The sequence below is a fragment of the Rubrivivax sp. JA1055 genome, from assembly GCF_020966565.1.
GTDB lineage: Bacteria > Pseudomonadota > Gammaproteobacteria > Burkholderiales > Burkholderiaceae_C > Rubrivivax > Rubrivivax benzoatilyticus.
Genome location: NZ_JAJKFP010000005.1, coordinates 437071 through 451173 on the forward strand (window position 1 = coordinate 437071; position 14103 = coordinate 451173).

A 14103-nucleotide genomic window follows, 5' to 3' on the forward strand; every position below is an offset into this window, starting at 1 on the left:
GTGGTTCCTCGGGAATTGAGAGCGGTTCTAGAGACGGACGATTCTAGGCGGCGGGGTGCGTGCCGGCATCGGGGCCTGCGGTGGCGCGCAGCAGCTGCCAGCGGCCGACGCGGCCGCCGGTGAAGGCCACGTGCACCGCGTCGCCGCCGGCGTCGCGCCAGGCGAAGGTCTCGGGGTCGTCGCCGACCTTCTCGCCGATGCTGCCGGTGAGTTTCATCACCTGCAGCATCGACAGGCCGGGTTCGAGCTTCGCATGCAGCGCCACGGCGCTGGCCACGCTGGCCCGCGGGCGCTTGGCCGCCTGCTGCATCGCGCGCAGCGCGCGGCTGAACTGCAGCAGCAGCCAGAACACGGTGACGGTGATGCCGAGCACGACACCTTGCCAGCCCCAGCCGACATAGCCGGCGGCGATGGCGGCGGCGGCCAGCGCCCAGCCGATCCAGGCGTTCATCGTCCTTCTCCCGATTCGGATTCGCGCCGGCCGACGCGGCCGCTGCGCAGCGCGTCGGCCCAGTCGCCGCGGCCCCGGGCCTCGGCGCGGCGGGCGGCGCTCTCGTGGTCGTAGTCGACGGCGCGCAGCGTCGCCGTCCAGCCCGTGGGGCCGAGCTCCAGCCAGGCGTAGCGCGCCTGCGGCGTGCCGGTCTCGGCGACGTGCGGTGCCGGCTGGTCGTGGTCGAAGGCCGGCAGGCCGACGCTGCCGGGGTTGAGCACCGTCGTCGTGCCGACGCGGCGCTGGCGCGGCAGGTGGCTGTGGCCGCAGAGCAGCCAGGCCGGCGCCGCGGCCGGCAGGCGCTGGGCGATCTCGGCCTCGTCGGCCTCGTGCAGGCCGTCGGCGCGCACGCTGTGCAGCAGGTATTCCAGGTCGCTGCGGCCGCTGCCGTGCACGGCGAGCACGTCGGCATGCGGCGCCATTGTCGGCGGCAGCGCCGCCAGCCAGGCGAGTTCGGCCTCGCCCAGCGCGTCGTGGGCGAAACGGTCGCTGGCGCCCAGGTGGTCGTGCGGCAGCGTCAGCAGCTGGCGCTCGTGGTTGCCGGCGATCGTCGGCCAGCCCAGCGCCATCAGCCGGCGCGCCGTTTCCAGCGGCCACAGCGGGCCGGACACGATGTCGCCCAGGTTCAGCCAGCCGTCGACTGCGCCGGCGTCGGCGATCACCGCCTCGAGCGCCGGGAGGTTGCCGTGGATGTCGGAGACGACGGCCCAGCGCATCGTCACAGCCCGCGCACGATGTCGATCGCCTGCTCGATGCGCTCGACGGCGTGCACCGTCAGGCCTTCGATCGGCTTCTTCGGCGCGTTGGCCTTGGGCACGACGGCGACCGAGAAGCCGAGTTTGGCGGCTTCCTTCAGCCGTTCCTGGCCACGCGGCGCCGGGCGCACCTCGCCGGCGAGACCGACTTCGCCGAAGGCGACGAAGCCGCGCGGCAGCGGCCTGCCGCGCAGCGAACTGGTGATCGCGAGCAGCACCGCCAGGTCGGCCGCCGGCTCGCCGATGCGCACGCCGCCGACGGCGTTGACGAACACGTCCTGGTCCATGCACGAGACGCCGGCGTGGCGGTGCAGCACCGCCAGCAGCATCGCCAGGCGGTCGCGGTCCAGGCCCACCGACAGCCGCCGCGGGCTGGCGCCACCGCTGTCGACCAGCGCCTGGATCTCGACCAGCAGCGGGCGTGTGCCTTCCAGCGTGACGAGCACGCAGGAGCCCGACACCGGCTCGCCGTGCGCGGACAGGAAGATCGCGCTCGGGTTGCTGACGCCGCGCAGCCCCTTCTCGGTCATCGCGAAGACGCCGATCTCGTTGACGGCGCCGAAGCGGTTCTTGATCGCGCGCACCAGGCGGAAGCTGGAATGCGTGTCGCCCTCGAAGTACAGCACCGTGTCGACGATGTGCTCCAGCACCCGCGGCCCGGCCAGCGCGCCTTCCTTGGTGACGTGGCCGACGAGCACCATCGCGCAGCCGCCGGTCTTGGCGACACGCGTCAGCTGCGCCGCGCATTCGCGCACCTGGGCCACCGAGCCCGGTGCCGACGTCAGCTGGTCGGAATAGAGCGTCTGGATCGAGTCGATGACGCAGAAGGCCGGTTGTTCGGCGTCCAGCGTCGCCAGGATCTTCTCCAGCGAGATCTCGGCGACGACACGCACCTTGGCGCCCGACAGGCCGAGCCGGCGCGCGCGCAGCGCGACCTGGGCGCCCGATTCCTCGCCGGTGACGTAGAGCACCGGCATCTGCGCCGACAGCGCGTCCAGCGCCTGCAGCAGCAGCGTGCTCTTGCCGATGCCGGGGTCGCCGCCGATCAGCGTCACGCCGCCGGCGACGATGCCGCCGCCGAGCACGCGGTCGAGCTCCTCCTGGCCGGTCGGCGTGCGCGCCACGTCGGCGGCGTCGATGTCGGCCAGCGTCGCCACCGGCTGGCTCCTGGCCAGCGCCTGGAAGCGGTTGTTCTTCGTCGCCGGCTCGGCCAGGCCCTCGTCGAGCGAGTTCCAGGCGCCGCAGGCCGGGCACTTGCCCAGCCACTTGGGGCTGGTGCCGCCGCACTCGCGGCAGGTGTAGATCGTTTTCGCCACGGGGGTGATGCTGTCAGAAGTCGCGCACGCGGCCGCGTCCGGCCTTGACCTGGGCGTCGCGGGCCTTGCCCTGCAGCCGGCGCTGCTTGGACGACCAGGTCGGTTTCGTCGCCCGGCGTTCGGTGGGCACCTCGGCCGCGGCGTCGACCAGCGCCTGCAGCCGCGCCAGCGCGTCGGCCTGGTTGCGCGGCAGGCTGCGGTGGGTCTGGGCCTTGATGACGACGACGCCGTCGGCGCCGATGCGCTGGTCGGGTGTCGCCAGCAGGCGCTCCTTGATCGGATCGGGCAGCGACGAGGCGCGGATGTCGAAACGCAGGTGCACCGCGTTCGAGACCTTGTTGACGTTCTGCCCGCCGGCGCCCTGGGCGCGGATCGCCGCGAACTCGACTTCGCGCCGGTCGATGCGCGGCGCGCCGGCCATCAGTCTTCGGCGACGCGCATCGTCACGCGCGGCGCGACGGCGCACATCAGCTCGTAGCCGATCGTGCCGGCGGCACGTGCCACCTCGTCGATCGGCAGCACGCTGCCGCCCGGGCCGCGACCCCAGAGCGTGACTTCGCTGCCGATGCCGGCGTCGGGCAGCTCGCTCAGGTCGACCTCGAGCATGTCCATCGACACCCGGCCGATGGTGCGCGTGCGACGGCCGTTCACCAGCGCCGGCGTGCCGGTGGGGCACAGGCGCGGGTAGCCGTCGGCGTAGCCGCAGGCGACGATGCCCACGCGCATCGGCCCCGGCGCGGTGAAGCTGCTGCCGTAGCCGACGGTGTCGCCGGCGGCCAGGGTCTGCGTGGCGATGATGCGCGAGCGCAGCGTCATCGTCGGCTGCAGGTCCCAGTGCGCGATGTCGTGTTCGGGGAAGTCCGGCGCGCTGCCGTACAGCAGGATGCCGGCGCGCACCCAGTCGTTCTTCACGCCGTGGCGCAGCAGCGCGGCGCTGTTGGACAGGCAGCGTTCGCCGGGCAGGTCCTGCGTCGCGGCCTCGAAGGCCGCGATCTGGTGGGCGATGCCGCGCGGGCCGTCGGCGTCGGAGAAGTGCGTGATCGCCGAGATCTCGTCGACCTGCGGCAGCGCGCCCAGGCGCGCCCAGGCGCCGCGGAAGGCCGCCGGCGTGAAGCCCAGGCGGTTCATGCCGCTGTTCATCTTCAGGAACACGCGGTGCGGGCGATGTGTCTTGTGCGCTGCCAGCCAGTCGATCTGCTCGTCGCAGTGCACCGCGTGCCACAGGTCCAGGCGCGAACAGAGTTCCAGGTCACGCGGTTCGAACACGCCCTCGAGCAGCAGGATCGGCCCGCGCCAGCCCAGCGTGCGCAGGCGCTCGGCTTCGTCCAGGTCCAGCAGCGCGAAGCCGTCGGCGCCGCGCAAACCGTCGTACGCACGCTCGATGCCGTGGCCGTAGGCGTTGGCCTTGACGACCGCCCAGACGCGCGCGTCGGGGGCCTGGGCGCGGGCGCGCTGCAGGTTGTGGGCAAGGGCGGGGACGTGGACGAGGGCTTCGATCGGGCGCGGCATGGCCGGGCCATTTTGCCAGCCGACTCGTGGGTTTCGCCCTTCGGAACGGCGTTGGCCGCGTGCTATAAACCGCCTGCCCGAAAGGATGGAGAGACAGGACTGGCGCCCGGAACCGGCGTTCCCGGCTGCGCGCGCGACAGATGAAAAAAGGTTTCTCGACCATCATGTCGGCGCAGTTCTGCAGTTCGCTGGCCGACAACGGGCTCACCGTCGCCGCGATCGAACTCCTGCGCAGCAGCCAGGCGCCCAGCTGGCACGTGCCGGTTCTCGCGGTCGTCTTCGCGCTCTTCTACGTCGTGCTCGCGCCCTTCCTCGGCGCCTTCGCCGACGCGATCCCGAAGGGCCGCGTGATGCTGATCTCCAACGGCATCAAGATCGTCGGCTGCCTGCTGATGCTCTTCGGCGGCCACCCGCTGCTGGCCTACTCGATCGTCGGCCTGGGCGCGGCGGCCTACTCGCCGGCCAAGTACGGCATCCTCACCGAACTGCTGCCGCCGTCGCAGCTGGTCAAGGCCAACGGCTGGATCGAGGGCCTGACGATCGCCAGCGTCATCCTCGGCACCGTGCTCGGCGGCCAGCTCGTCGGGCCGCACATCGCGCCGGTGCTGCTGGGCCTGGACCTGCCGTTCGTGGACACCGGCGTCGACATGCCGGCCGAGGCCGCGATCTGCGTGCTGCTCTTCGTCTACGCGCTGGCGGCGCTGTTCAACCTCTACATCCCGCGCACCGACGCGCCGCTGCAGCCGCTGCCGTCCAACCCGCTGTGGCTGGTGCGCGACTTCTCGCGCTGCAACGCCCGCCTGTGGTCGGACAAGCTGGGCCAGATCTCGCTGGCGACGACGACGATGTTCTGGGGCGTCGGCGGCAACCTGCGCATCATCGTCTTCCCCTGGGCCGCGGCGGCGCTGGGCTACTCGACGACGCAGGCCTCGTCGCTGGCCGGCGTGGTGTCGATCGGCGTGGCCGCCGGGGCCGTCGTCGCGTCGATGCGCATGCGGCTGGACCGCGCCACCGCGGTGATCCCGCTGGGCGTGCTGATGGGCGTGCTGCTGATGGGGCTCAACCTGATCCGCGACCTCTACGTCGCGATCCCGTTCCTGCTGCTGCTGGGCGCCGCCGGCGGCTACCTCGTCGTGCCGATGAACGCGCTGCTGCAGCACCGCGGCCACAACCTGATGGGCGCCGGGCGCTCGATCGCGGTGCAGAACTTCAACGAGCAGGCCTGCATCCTGGCGCTGGGCGCCTTCTACGCCGGCATGACGCGGTTCGAGCTCTCGGCCTTCGCCGCGATCACGGTCTTCGGCCTGGTCGTCGCCGGCATCATGGAGACGATCCGGCGCTGGCATCGGCGCAACCTGCTGCAGCACCGCGACGAGGTCGAGCGCCTGCTCGTGATCGCCCGCACCGATGGCCATTGACGTCGCCGCGCCGCGCGCCGGCAGCCCCGGCGCGGCGGCGCCGGCGCTGGCCTTGCTGGCCAACGCCTTCGTCTGGGGCGTCTCGTGGTGGCCGCTGCGCGAACTGCAGGCGCTGGGCCTGCACCCGCTGTGGGCCACCGTGTTCGTCTACGGCAGCGTCGTGCTGGCCATCAGCGCCTGGCGGCCGTCGGCCTGGCGCGAGCTGCTGCGCACGCCGGTGCTGTGGGTGCTGGTGGCCGCCGCCGGCACGACCAACGCCACCTTCAACTGGGGCGTGACCGTCGGCGACGTCGTGCGCGTCGTGCTGCTGTTCTATCTGATGCCGCTGTGGACGGTGCTGCTGGCGCGGCTGCTGCTCGGCGAGCGTCTGACACGCGCGGCGGCGTTTCGCGTCGCGATGGCGCTGGTCGGCGCGGCCGTCGTGCTCTGGCCCGAGGGCGGCGGCCTGCCGCTGCCGCGCACGCTGCCCGAGTGGCTGGGCATCGCCGGCGGCTTCAGCTTCGCGCTGAACAACGTGATGCTGCGCCGCGAGGCGCACCGGCCGCAGTCGGCGCGCGCACTGGCGATGTTCCTCGGTGGCGTCGTCGTCGCCGGGCCGCTGGCGGCGATGCTGGCCCTGAACGGCGTCGTGCCGCCGCCGCCGGCCCCGGCACCGGGCTGGATCGCCGGTGCGCTGCTGCTGGCCGTGTGTTTCCTCGGCGGCAACCTGGCGCTGCAGTACGGCGCGGCGCGCCTGCCGGCCAACGCGACGGCGGTGGTCATGATCACCGAGGTGCTGTTCGCCTCGGCCTCGGCGGTGCTGCTGGGCGCGGCGGCGATCACGCTGCCGCTGGTCATCGGGGGCACGCTGATCGTCGGCGCGGCGCTGCTGGCCGCGCGCTGACGTCTCAGTGGCTGGCCGGTGCCGCGGCGCGCGGCGGCCGCGACACCAGCCGGCTCAGCTCGTCGTCGTCCAGCGGCTTGCCCAGGTAGGCGTCGGCCCCGGCGAGCGCGCCGCGCACGCGGTCGACCTCGCCGTGCTGGGCCGAGACCAGCACCAGCACCGCGTCGCCTGCGCCCGGGCTGGGCTGGCGGCGCAGCCGGCGGCACAGCGCCAGGCCGTCGAGCTCGCTGGCCTCGCCGAGCTCGACATCGACGAAGACGAACTCGAAACGCTGGCGCGCCAGCCGTTCGAGGGCCTGGCCGCTGGTGCGCGCCGCGACGCTGGGCAGGCCCAGGCGCTGCAGCCGGCCGGCGAGGTGGCGTGTCGCGGCTTCGCAGTCGTCGACGATCAGCGCCTGCGGCAGCGCCGGCATGTCGGCCGCCGCCGCCGCGCCGCGCAGCGCGACGATGGCGTCGAGCTCACGCAGCAGCAGCAGCGCGTCCAGCGGCCGCGGCATCCAGGCGGCTGCACCTTCGGGGGCGTGGCGGCCGACGAAAACCGCGTCGCCGACGCGTGCGCCGGCGCTGGCCGTCAGCACGGCGTCGACGTTGTCGGCGTCGACGACCAGGAAGTCGGCGTCCTCCGGCGTGGCGACCTGCACGTAGCCCGGCTGTCGCGAGCCCGCCAGGCGCACGCAGCTGGCCAGCGTGCTGCGCTCGAAGGCGCTGAAGCCGAGCAGATGGAGGCGGTGCAGCATGGCGGCGGCAGGGGTCTGCGGCGATGCTGCGCGGCGGCGGTTCGCGCTGTCAACGCCGGTCGTGGGATGGGGGCTTACGATGCACGTTTCGTCACGATCGGAGCGCTCATGGCCGCGACCCTGTCCGATTTCGACGCCGTCACGATCGACGGCCGCCCCGCACCGTTGTCCGCCCACGCCGGCCAGGTGGTGCTCGTCGTCAACACCGCCAGCCGCTGCGGCTTCACGCCGCAGTTCGCCGGGCTCGAGGAGCTGTGGCAGCGCTACCGCGAGCGCGGTCTCGTGATCCTCGGCTTCCCGAGCAACGAGTTCGGCGGCCAGGACCCGGGCAGCAACGACGAGATCGCCTCGTTCTGCCAGCTCAACTACGGCGTCAGCTTCCCGATGATGGCCAAGGTGAAGGTCAACGGCGGCGATGCGCATCCGTTGTGGCAATGGCTCACCGTCGAGGCGCGCGGCGTGCTCGGCACCCAGGCGGTGAAGTGGAACTTCACCAAATTCCTCGTCGGCCGCGACGGACGCGTGCTCAAGCGTTACGCGCCGACCGACTCCCCGGCCTCGCTGGCCGCCGACATCGAGAAAGCGCTTTCGGCATGACCGTCTTCTCCCACCTCGAGCCCTACGCGGGCGACCCGATCCTGTCGCTGAACGAGGCCTTCGGCCGAGATCCGCGCCCGGCCAAGGTCAACCTGTCGATCGGCATCTACTTCGACGACGCCGGCCGCATCCCGGTGCTGGACTGCGTGCGCCAGGCCGAAGCGCAGCTGCTGGCCGAAGCCGGCCCCAAGCCCTACCTGCCGATGGAGGGTTCGGCTCCGATGCGCGCCGCAGTGCAGGCGCTGCTGTTCGGCGCCGGCAGCGCTGCGGTCGCCGAAGGCCGCGTCGCGACGCTGCAGACCATCGGCTCCAGCGGCGGCCTGAAGGTCGGCGCCGACTTCCTGCGGCGCTGGTTCCCGCAGTCCACCGTCTGGGTCAGCGACCCGACCTGGGACAACCACCGCTCGATCTTCGAGGGCGCCGGCATGGCCGTGAAGGCCTATCCGTACTACGACGCGGCGACCGGCGGCGTGGCCTTCGAGCGCCTGTGCGAGACGCTGCGCGGCCTGCCCGCTGGCGACGTCGTGCTGCTGCACGCCTGCTGCCACAACCCGACCGGCGTCGACCTGTCGCGCTTGCAGTGGGGCGAGATCGTCACCCTCGTGCGCGAGCGCGGGCTGATCCCGTTCCTGGACATCGCCTACCAGGGCTACGGCGACGGCATCGAAGAGGATGCGCACGCGATCCGCGCGCTGGCCGACGCCGGGCTGTCGTTCTTCGTCTCGAACTCGTTCAGCAAGAGCATGAGCCTGTACGGCGAACGCGCCGGGGCGCTGTCGGTGGTCTGCGCCGACCGCGCCGAAGCCGAACTCGTGCTCGGCCAGATGAAGGCCACGGTGCGCCGCAACTACTCCAGCCCGGGGCTGCACGCCGCCGGCGTCGTCGCGCGCGTGCTCGGCGATCCGGGTCTGCGTGCGTCCTGGGAGGCCGACGTCGCGGCGATGCGCGAGCGCATCCTGGCGATGCGCCGCGCGCTGCACGAGGTGCTCTGCGCGCGCAAGCCGGGGCGCGACTTCGGCTACTTCCTCAGCCAGCGCGGCATGTTCAGCTACACCGGGCTGCTGCCCGAGCAGGTCGACCGGCTGCGCGAGGAGTTCGGCGTCTACCTCGTGCGCTCGGGCCGCATCTGCGTGGCCGGGCTCAACAGCGGCAACGTCGAGCGCACCGCCGAGGCGATCGCCGCGGTCGTCTGAGGCTCACTCGGCCGGCACCTCCCGGCCGACCGCCTGCTGCACCAGCTGGCGCAGCCAGCGGTGTGCCGGGTCGGCGTCCTGGCGCACCGGCCAGACCATCTGCACGCCCACCGGCGGCAGCGTCACCGGCCCCGGCAGCGGCCGCGTGACCAGCCGGTGCGAGGTGCCGGTGGCGGCGACGAAGGACAGCGGCAGCACCGTGAGCAGGTCCGACTGCGTGACGACGCGGCCGGCGGTGAAGTACTGGTTGACGGTCAGCACGATGCGCCGCCGCCGGCCGAGCGCCGCCAGCGCCTCGTCGATCATGCCGTGCGGCCGGCCCGAGAAGCTGACCAGCAGGTGGTGCGCCTCGCAGAAGGCGTCCAGCGTCAGCGTGTCGGCCAGCGGGTGGCCGCGGCGCATCACGCAGACGTAGTGGCTGCGGTGCAGCTGGCGGTGCAGCAGGCCGGTCTGCGCGCCGCCGGCGACGAGCGCGGCGATCGCCTCCGGGAAGTGGCCGACGGCGAGATCGGCCTCGCCGTCGCGCAGCATCGCGCGCGGGTCGCGGCTGGTCAGCGGCACGATGCGCAGGTTGACCCGGGCCTGCCGCGACTCGATCGCGCGCACGAACATCGGCGTCAGCACGGCGGCCGGTGCATCCGGCATCGTGATGCGGAAGTTCGCCTCCTGGGTGCGCGGGTCGAACTCCTCCGGCGCCAGCGCCCGCTGCAGCTCGCCCAGCCCCTCGCGCACCACCGGCCACAGCGCCTGCGCGCGCGGAGTCGGCTTCATGCCGTGCGCACCACGCACGAACAGCGGCTCGCCGACGGCCTCGTGCAGGCGCTTGAGCGAATGGCTGGCGGCCGGCTGTGTCACCGAGAGCACCTGCGCCGCCCGCGTCAGGCTGCCTTCGGTCATCACCGCGTCGAAGACACGAAGCAGGTTCAGGTCCAGCGTGCGGAAGTTCATGAACCGATTCTGATATGAACGCTGCTTATGTGCCAGATGCAGAACATTCAGTAGATCGTGATCGGGTAAACCCTGAAAATGCCTTCATCGCAGCCCCACGAGGGCTGTGCCGACAGGAAACAAGATGGGCATGTACGTTGAAGTTCAATCGGTCGCACCGGCGCAGGACACCCCTCGCGGCGCCTTGATCGCGGCCGAGCTGTTCTCCCGCCTGATGAAGCGGCTGGCGCATCACCCGGAGACCCCGGCGCGTGTGCACGACATCGCGTCGGTCCGTGAGCTGGCGCACCAGGTCGAGAACACCGACCCCGGCTTCGCCGCCGACCTGTACGCCGCTGCCGCCCGCCACGAAGGCCTGGGCGACTGATCACCCCCCCCCCGGCGGCCCGCGCGGCCGCCACCCCCGGCCCCGCCGCCTCGTGCGCCGGGGCCGTTCTTTCGCCGGGCCGCCCGGACGCATCGGGCATCATTGCCCGCGATGTCCGTGTTCCTGCTGCGCCGCTTCGCGACCTTCGTGCTGACGCTCGTCGCGGCGTCGATGATCGTTTTCGTGGTGCTGGAATGGCTGCCCGGCAGTGCCGCCGAGGTGGTGCTCGGCGAGACCGCGACGCCCGAGGCCGTGGCCGCCCTCGAGGCCCGGCTGGGCCTGGACCGGCCGGCGCCGCAGCGTTATGCCGAGTGGGTCGGCGCCCTGCTGCAGGGCCGCACCGCCGACAGCATCGCCTATGACACGCCGACCGCCGAGCTGATCGCCGAGCGCCTGCGCGTGTCGCTGCCGCTGGCGGCGCTGGCGATGGTGCTGACCGCCGTGGTCGCGCTGGCCGCGGGCGTCTACGCCGCGGCGCGCCGCGGCCGCGCCGGTGACGTCGGCGTGATGATCGCCACCCAGCTCGGGCTGGCGGTGCCCGGCTTCTGGCTGGCGATGCTGCTGATCCTGCTGTTCGCGGTGCAGCTGCAGTGGGTCGGTGCCGGCGGTTTCCCGGGCTGGAGCGCAGACGAAGGCGGCGGCCTGCTCGAAGGACTGAAAGCGCTGGCGCTGCCGGCGCTGGCGCTGGCGGCGGTGCAGGCGGCGATCCTGGCGCGCGTCACGCGCTCGGCGGTGCTCGACACGATGGGCGAGGACTACGTGCGCACCGCGCGCGCCAAGGGCCTGTCGCGGCGCCAGACGCTGCACCGCCACGTGCTGCGCAACGCCGCGATCCCGGTGCTGACCGTCGCCGGCCTGCAGTTCGCCAACCTCGTCGCCGGCACCATCGTCGTCGAGAACGTGTTCGTGCTCCCCGGGCTGGGCCGGCTGGTGTTCCAGGCGGTGGCCAACCGCGACCTCGTCGTCGTGCGCGACGTCGTGCTGCTGCTGGCGGCGCTGGTCGTCGCCGTCAACTTCGTCGTCGACGTGCTGTACGCGCTCGTCGACCCGCGGCTGCGGCACGCATGAGCCCCGGGGCTCACTCCCGCCTGGCGGGGCCGGCCGGCGTCTCCTTCGCCGCGCGAGCGCGGCGCAGTCCGGGCTTCGTGCTCGGCGCGCTCCTGGTCGGCAGCGTGCTGCTGCTGGCGCTGGTCTCGCTGGTCTGGACGCCGTGGGCGCCGGACGAGCTGGACATCGGCGCGCGGCTGCAGCCGCCGTCCGCGGCGCACTGGCTGGGCACCGACAGCCTCGGGCGCGACATCGTCTCGCTGCTGATGGCCGGCGCGCAGACCAGCCTGCTCGTCGGCGTCGTCGCGGTGGCCATCGGGCTCGTCCTGGGCGTCACGCTCGGCTGCGTGGCCGCCGCGCGCCGCGGCTGGCTCGACGAACTGCTGATGCGTGCCGCGGACTTCACCTTCGCGTTTCCGGCGCTGCTGTCGGCGATCCTGCTCGCCGCGGTCTACGGTCCGGGCCTGGCGACCAGCGTCGTCGCCATCGGGCTGTACAACGTGCCGGTGTTCGCCCGCGTGACGCGCGGCGCCGCGCTCGGCATCTGGGTGCGCGAGTACGTGCTCGCCGCGCGCGCCGCCGGCAAGGGCGGCTGGCGCATCACGCTCGACCACGTGCTGCCCAACATCGCCGCGGCGCTGGTCGTGCAGGCGACGATCGCCTTCGCCACCGCGATCCTCGCCGAGGCCGCGCTCAGCTACCTGGGCCTGGGCACGCAGCCGCCGCGGCCGAGCTGGGGACGCATGCTCAACGAGGCGCAGACGCAGTGGTTCCAGGCACCGATGCAGGCCGTCTACCCGGGCCTGGCGATCATGACCACGGTGCTCGGCCTGAACCTGCTGGGCGACGCCTTGCGCGACCTGCTCGATCCGAGGCTGGCGCGTGGCGGCGCCGTGGCGCGATGATCGTGTCCGGGCAGGCAGCGCATGGCACGCAACATCGAGATCAAGGTCCGGGTCGGCTCGATCGACCCGCTGCGCGAGCGGGCACGGGCGCTGGCCGGCGGCGTGCTGACCCGCCTCGAGCAGGACGACGTGTTCTACGCCGTGCCCACCGGGCGGCTCAAGCTGCGCCGCCTCGGTGACGGCACGGCCGAGCTGATCCACTACGAACGCCCCGACACCGACGCGGCCCGCGCCTCGGACTACGAGCGTGTGGGCGTCGGCGGCACGGCCGACGCGCTGCACCGGGTGCTCGGCCGCGGCCTGGGCGTGCGCGCCCGCGTGCGCAAGCAGCGCTGGCTGGCGCTCGTGGCTGGCGCCCGGCTGCATCTCGACCGCGTCGAGGGTCTGGGCGACTTCGTCGAGGTCGAGGTCGTGCTCGCCGAAGACCAGTCCGATGCCGACGGGCAGCGCATCGCCGAGGCCCTGCTGGAGGCGCTCGGTTTGGCCGCGGCGCCCCGTGTGGCGCCGTCCTACGCCGATCTTCTGGCCTCGCAAGGCCCGCGCTGAGCGTGGAACCGGTCTTCGGCGTTGCGCTGCAGCAACGTCCTGGGCTGTTGCGTGAACGCAGCAGCCGCCGTCTGCAGCCGGTGTCGAACTGGCGCGCGGGTGCTTGCCCAGGCGCGCGCAAACTGTCATATGGGCCCGTTACGCGGGGGCGCGCGCCGCGCAAGCGCGAGTAAGCGCTTGTCATGACGAATTGGCGAAGGCAATCGGGGTTTATTATTTCTCCTGGCGTAGCGCACTATTGCAATAGAAGAGCTAGTTGAGCCTCCGGACGGTTCGTAGCCTCTCGTTCGCTGAGGTGCCGCCTCGCTGCGGCCTGTGTGTCTGAATCTCCATCCCCCAACGAGGAATCCATATGAAGAAGTCCCTCATCGCTCTGGCCGTCCTGGCCGCTGCCGCCGGCAGCGCGTCGGCCCAGTCGTCGGTCACCGTGTTCGGTGTCCTGGACGTCGCCTACCGTCATCTGGACAACGACACCGCCGGCACGCGTGACGTGCTCGGCAGCAGCGGCCTGAGCACCGGCCGCCTCGGCTTCCGCGGCGTCGAAGACCTGGGCGGCGGCCTGAAGGCCGGCTTCTGGCTCGAGTCCGAAGTCAAGCCGGACGAAGGTTCGCAGCCGAACGCCCGCTTCTGGCACCGCCGTGCGACGGTCAGCCTGATCTCCGACTCGCTGGGCGAAGTGCGCCTGGGCCGTGACTTCGCGCCGACCTACTCGGCGCTGGCCGACTTCGACGCCTTCGGCACGACCGGCATCGGCGACACCACCCGCATCTACAAGGTCTGGGGCAGCGTCGACTCCAAGGTCCGCAACGACAACCAGGTCACCTACTTCCTGCCGGCCAACCTCGGCGGCGTGTACGGCCAGCTGTCGGTCGCCGCTGGCGAAGGCACCGCGGGCAAGAAGTACTACGGTGGTCGCCTCGGCTACGCCGCCGGCCCGCTGAACGTCAACGTCGGCTACGGCCAGACCGAAGTCACCAACAGCGACGTCAAGCTGACGGTCATCGGCGGTTCGTACGACCTCGGCGTCGCCAAGCTGATGGCCGCCTACCAGCAAGGCAAGTACCAAGGCAACAAGGACAAGCATTACACCGTCGGCGCGACCGTGCCGGTCGGTGCCTTCGTGCTGCGCGCCGCGTACTCGAAGAGCAAGTCCAACGACGCCACCGATCGCGATGCCGACCGCATCGCCCTGGGCGCCGTCTACAACCTGAGCAAGCGCACCGCGCTGTACGGCACCTATGCGGTGATCGACAACGACGACGCCGCCAAGTTCACGGTGTCCAACGACTACTCGACGATCGACGCCGGCGACAAGTCGCAAGGCCTGGAAATCGGCATCCGCCACTCGTTCTGATCGAACGGTCGCCGGCGGCCACGGCCGCCGGTCGATCCG

Annotated in this window: 16 protein-coding genes; 9 read left to right on the forward strand and 7 right to left on the reverse strand. The window is 72.1% G+C overall.

Going from position 1 to position 14103, the window contains the following annotated elements:
- Window positions 1–43: 43 nt before the first annotated feature.
- Genes LOC65_RS08715 through alr form a run of 5 tightly spaced genes read right to left on the reverse strand, consistent with a single transcriptional unit; the run spans window position 44 to window position 4070 of the window.
- A complete protein-coding gene (locus tag LOC65_RS08715) occupies window positions 44–451 on the reverse strand; it encodes a hypothetical protein (RefSeq protein WP_009858976.1) in 408 nt (135 codons plus the stop codon).
- Window positions 448–1206, reverse strand: a complete 759-nt coding sequence (locus LOC65_RS08720; protein ID WP_230247223.1) for a metallophosphoesterase — start codon at window positions 1204–1206, stop codon at window positions 448–450. The genes LOC65_RS08715 and LOC65_RS08720 overlap by 4 nt, the downstream gene beginning before the upstream one ends.
- A 2-nt stretch (window positions 1207–1208) precedes the next feature.
- Window positions 1209–2561, reverse strand: coding sequence for a DNA repair protein RadA (gene radA, locus LOC65_RS08725; protein ID WP_009858978.1), 1353 nt, complete (start codon window positions 2559–2561; stop codon window positions 1209–1211).
- A 13-nt stretch (window positions 2562–2574) separates the two neighbouring features.
- Window positions 2575–2982 (reverse strand): alternative ribosome rescue aminoacyl-tRNA hydrolase ArfB, encoded by a 408-nt coding sequence (gene arfB / locus LOC65_RS08730; protein ID WP_009858979.1) that lies wholly within the window; start codon window positions 2980–2982, stop codon window positions 2575–2577.
- Complete coding sequence (alr, locus tag LOC65_RS08735; RefSeq protein WP_009858980.1) at window positions 2982–4070, reverse strand: alanine racemase; 1089 nt, start codon at window positions 4068–4070, stop codon at window positions 2982–2984. Before alr ends, arfB begins: the two co-directional genes overlap by 1 nt.
- 140 nt (window positions 4071–4210) lie before the next feature.
- Between alr and lplT the strand changes: the two genes are divergently transcribed.
- Complete coding sequence (gene lplT, locus LOC65_RS08740) at window positions 4211–5488, forward strand: lysophospholipid transporter LplT (RefSeq protein ID WP_029718422.1); 1278 nt, start codon at window positions 4211–4213, stop codon at window positions 5486–5488.
- Window positions 5478–6371: a DMT family transporter gene (locus LOC65_RS08745; protein WP_230247224.1), complete on the forward strand. Its 894-nt coding sequence runs from the start codon at window positions 5478–5480 to the stop codon at window positions 6369–6371. The genes lplT and LOC65_RS08745 overlap by 11 nt, the downstream gene beginning before the upstream one ends.
- A 4-nt stretch (window positions 6372–6375) precedes the next feature.
- Here the strand turns inward: LOC65_RS08745 and LOC65_RS08750 are convergent, their stop codons facing one another.
- Window positions 6376–7107 carry a two-component system response regulator gene (locus LOC65_RS08750; RefSeq protein ID WP_230247225.1) on the reverse strand — a complete coding sequence of 244 codons (732 nt, stop codon included), beginning with the start codon at window positions 7105–7107 and terminating at the stop codon, window positions 6376–6378.
- A gap of 108 nt (window positions 7108–7215) precedes the next feature.
- Here LOC65_RS08750 and LOC65_RS08755 point away from each other — a divergent pair, with 108 nt between their 5' ends.
- Both LOC65_RS08755 and LOC65_RS08760 read left to right on the forward strand, forming a co-directional pair.
- Window positions 7216–7704, forward strand: a complete 489-nt coding sequence (locus LOC65_RS08755) for a glutathione peroxidase (protein ID WP_230247226.1) — start codon at window positions 7216–7218, stop codon at window positions 7702–7704.
- Window positions 7701–8897: an amino acid aminotransferase gene (locus LOC65_RS08760; RefSeq protein WP_009858985.1), complete on the forward strand. Its 1197-nt coding sequence runs from the start codon at window positions 7701–7703 to the stop codon at window positions 8895–8897. The genes LOC65_RS08755 and LOC65_RS08760 overlap by 4 nt, the downstream gene beginning before the upstream one ends.
- Window positions 8898–8900: 3 nt before the next feature.
- Here the strand turns inward: LOC65_RS08760 and LOC65_RS08765 are convergent, their stop codons facing one another.
- Complete coding sequence (locus LOC65_RS08765; RefSeq protein WP_230247227.1) at window positions 8901–9845, reverse strand: LysR family transcriptional regulator; 945 nt, start codon at window positions 9843–9845, stop codon at window positions 8901–8903.
- 130 nt (window positions 9846–9975) lie between these two features.
- Here LOC65_RS08765 and LOC65_RS08770 point away from each other — a divergent pair, with 130 nt between their 5' ends.
- From LOC65_RS08770 to LOC65_RS08790, 5 genes are all read left to right on the forward strand, one after another.
- Window positions 9976–10212, forward strand: a complete 237-nt coding sequence (locus LOC65_RS08770) for a hypothetical protein (protein ID WP_230247228.1) — start codon at window positions 9976–9978, stop codon at window positions 10210–10212.
- 111 nt (window positions 10213–10323) lie between these two features.
- Window positions 10324–11280, forward strand: coding sequence for an ABC transporter permease (locus LOC65_RS08775; RefSeq protein ID WP_164962472.1), 957 nt, complete (start codon window positions 10324–10326; stop codon window positions 11278–11280).
- Window positions 11277–12164 carry an ABC transporter permease gene (locus LOC65_RS08780; protein WP_230247229.1) on the forward strand — a complete coding sequence of 296 codons (888 nt, stop codon included), beginning with the start codon at window positions 11277–11279 and terminating at the stop codon, window positions 12162–12164. Before LOC65_RS08775 ends, LOC65_RS08780 begins: the two co-directional genes overlap by 4 nt.
- Before the next feature lie 21 nt (window positions 12165–12185).
- On the forward strand, window positions 12186–12710 hold the full coding sequence (locus tag LOC65_RS08785) for a class IV adenylate cyclase (RefSeq protein ID WP_009858990.1): 525 nt from the start codon (window positions 12186–12188) through the stop codon (window positions 12708–12710).
- A 352-nt stretch (window positions 12711–13062) separates the two neighbouring features.
- Entirely contained in the window at window positions 13063–14064 is a 1002-nt protein-coding gene (locus LOC65_RS08790) for a porin (RefSeq protein WP_009858991.1), read from the forward strand.
- The last annotated feature ends 39 nt before the right edge of the window (window positions 14065–14103 follow it).